This window comes from Luteitalea sp. (assembly GCF_044337415.1).
In the GTDB taxonomy this organism is placed as follows: domain Bacteria; phylum Acidobacteriota; class Vicinamibacteria; order Vicinamibacterales; family Vicinamibacteraceae; genus Luteitalea.
This window is the reverse complement of sequence record NZ_JBIINP010000385.1, coordinates 1-2,708: the sequence shown is the minus strand read 5'-3', so window position 1 is coordinate 2,708 and position 2,708 is coordinate 1. Positions and strand designations below refer to the sequence as shown.

Below are 2,708 nucleotides of genomic sequence, written 5' to 3'. Positions count from 1 at the left end.
AGATGTCCCTTCCAGGTCGCACGTGCTGCCATGACTCTTCCCCCTCCGCAAACCGCACGCCCGTGGGACCAGCCTGCTGCCCCCAGCGGTCCCCGCTACCGCTACCGCTACCGCTACCCGCTACCCGCTACCCGCTACCCGATACCCGATACCCGATACCCGATACCCGATACCCGGCACCCGGATCCTTGCTATCGGTCGATGACGCCTCGATGATTACGCCTCATGGCCCGGACGGTCCAGCTCTGGCAGGAGACGACGCCCCCGGCGCCGATGCTGGCGACCCCCTGCGCATTGGACGCGCTGCCCCTGTCGAGTTCATCGCTCGTCTACGAGCAGAAGTTCGACGGCATCCGCGCCATCGTCGTCATCGAACCGGCGCACCCGGTGGCGCGGGTCGCCCTGTACTCCCGCAACGGCAACGACAAGGCCGCCCAGTTCCCCGACATCGTCAAGGCCCTGCGTGAACTGGCCGCCGCGGTGACGGGCCCCGTGGTGCTCGACGGCGAGATCGTGGCCCTCGACGGGCGAGGGCGCCCCACATCGTTCACGGCGTTGCAGTCGCGGATGCACCTGAAAGGCGCGCGCGACATCGAGGCGCGCGCGGCCACGGCGCCGACGGCGCTGGTGGTGTTCGACCTGCTGCGCGAGGGGACGGACGACCTCCGCCCCCTGCCCCTCGCGGCCAGGCGGGCACGCCTCGAGCACCTGCTGCACGTGCGCACCAGCGAGCGACTGCGCGAGGGCGGGTTCACGACCGGCGACGGGGAGCGGGTGCTGGCCCAGGCGGAGCGCGAGGGCTGGGAGGGCCTGATCGTCAAGGACGCCGATGCGCCGTACCTGTCCGGCGTGCGATCGCGGACGTGGCGCAAGGTGAAGCTGCACAAGCGCGCCACGCTGCTGATCGGCGGCTGGACCGACCCGAAGGGCACGCGCGCGGGGTTCGGCGCCCTCATGGTCGGCAGTCCCGTCGATGCACGCGGCAAGCCGGCGAGGCCAGCGCGGGGGAGCGACGCGACGCTCTGCTATGCCGGCAACGTCGGCACGGGCTTCACCGACGCGACCATCACGGATCTGCTCGCCCGCCTGCGCCCCCTGGCGCGAGAGACGTCCCCGTTCGTCGACGCCCCCAGGGCCCGCGGGCAGCACTGGGTGAATCCGTCGCTGCTCTGCGAGGTCCGCTTCAGCGAGTGGACGCCCGACAACCGCCTGCGGCATCCGGTCTATCTCGGGCTGCGCGACGACGTCGGCCTCGAGGCCGTCGACCCGTGTGGTCCGGCCGCCGGACAGACCGACGAGGACTCGGTGCCGCTGCGGCGCCCCGCGGCCTCGACGTTCGTCGTCGCGACGCCCCTGCAGGCGCTCGTCGAGCAGCTACAGGGCCTGGAAGACGCCGGCCGCGACGGCACACTCCTGCTGCCCGAAGGGCCGCTCGACGTCACGAACCTGCGCAAGGTCTTCTGGCCGGCCTCGGGGCTGACCAAGGGCGACCTGCTGCGCTACTACGCCAGCATCGCGCCCTGGATCCTGCCGGTCATCGCGGACCGCCCGCTCGTCATGAAGCGGTACCCGAACGGCGTCCTGGGCAAGGCGTTCTACCAGCAGCGGGCGCCCGATACCGTCCCGCCAGGTGTACGCGTGGAGACGGTGGAGGGCGACGATGACGAGGAGGGCCCGACGCCGCGGCTGATCGGCGGTTCGCTGCTCACGCTGCTGTACGTGGCGCAGCTCGGCGCCATCTCGCTCGATCCCTGGTTCTCGCGCGTCGCCACGCCGTCCACCGCCGACTTCGTGGCCATCGACCTCGATCCCATGCCGGGCGTGCCGTTCACGCAGGTGAAGGACGTGGCCCGGTGGGTGCACGAGGCGCTCGCCATGCTCGACATCCCGGCAGCGCTGAAGACGTCCGGATCGTCTGGCCTGCACATCCACATCCCGCTCGCGCCGGGCACCTCGTACCAGTCTGGCCAGTTGCTGTGCCAGATCATCGCCACGGCCATCGCGACGCAGCATCCGAAGGCGGCCACCGTCGAGCGCGCCGTCGCGCGGCGCGGCCGCACCGTGTACGTCGACTACCTCCAGAACATCGAGGGCAAGACGCTGGCGTGCGCCTACAGCGCCCGCGCCAGCCAGTTCGCCGGCGTGTCCACGCCGCTCCACTGGACCGAACTCGACGAGGACGTGCGCCCGGAGGATTTCACGCTGCAGTCGGCGCTGGCGCGCTTCGGCGCGACCGGCGACCTGTGGAATCCCGTGCTGCAGGGCCCGCCAGCCGACCTGCACGCGGTGCTGGACAAGCTCGGACGCGACGAGTGACGCCTGGGGGCTTGGCGCTGGGGGCTTGTGACGTCGTGCTCCGCGGTCAGGCGTCAGGCGTTAAGCGTTAAGCGTTCAGCGTTATTTCGGCGTGCCGCTGACGACGATGTGGCGGAACTCGGCGGTGTCGTCGAACGAGCCGACGCCGGCGCGGCCCCAGGCCAGCGTGGTGTCGGTGGCCACCATGATGGGCGCGGCGCCGCCATCCACGAACACCTCGAGGCGCCCGGTCGCCGGTGTGCGCACCAGCCGGGCGCGGTGCCATTGCTGATCGGTCAGCGGCGTGACCTGCGACAGCGTGTCGATGCGCTTCCGGTCGGCGTCGTTCACCAGGAAGATCCCGTTGTGGACGTCGTCTCTCGCCGCCGAGAGGTGGACGTAGTAGAAGCGCG

1 protein-coding gene and 1 pseudogene are annotated in these 2,708 nt (G+C 71.0%); one reads left to right on the top strand and one right to left on the bottom strand.

What is annotated here, in order from left to right; all coding sequences use genetic code 11:
* Window positions 1–225: 225 nt before the first annotated feature.
* A complete protein-coding gene (ligD, locus tag ACIRDX_RS22665; RefSeq protein WP_396627681.1) occupies window positions 226–2,316 on the top strand; it encodes a DNA ligase D in 2,091 nt (696 codons plus the stop codon).
* Between the two features lie 81 nt (window positions 2,317–2,397).
* Here ligD and ACIRDX_RS22660 read toward each other — a convergent pair.
* Window positions 2,398–2,708 (bottom strand): annotated as a pseudogene (locus ACIRDX_RS22660) (hypothetical protein); the annotation flags it as partial.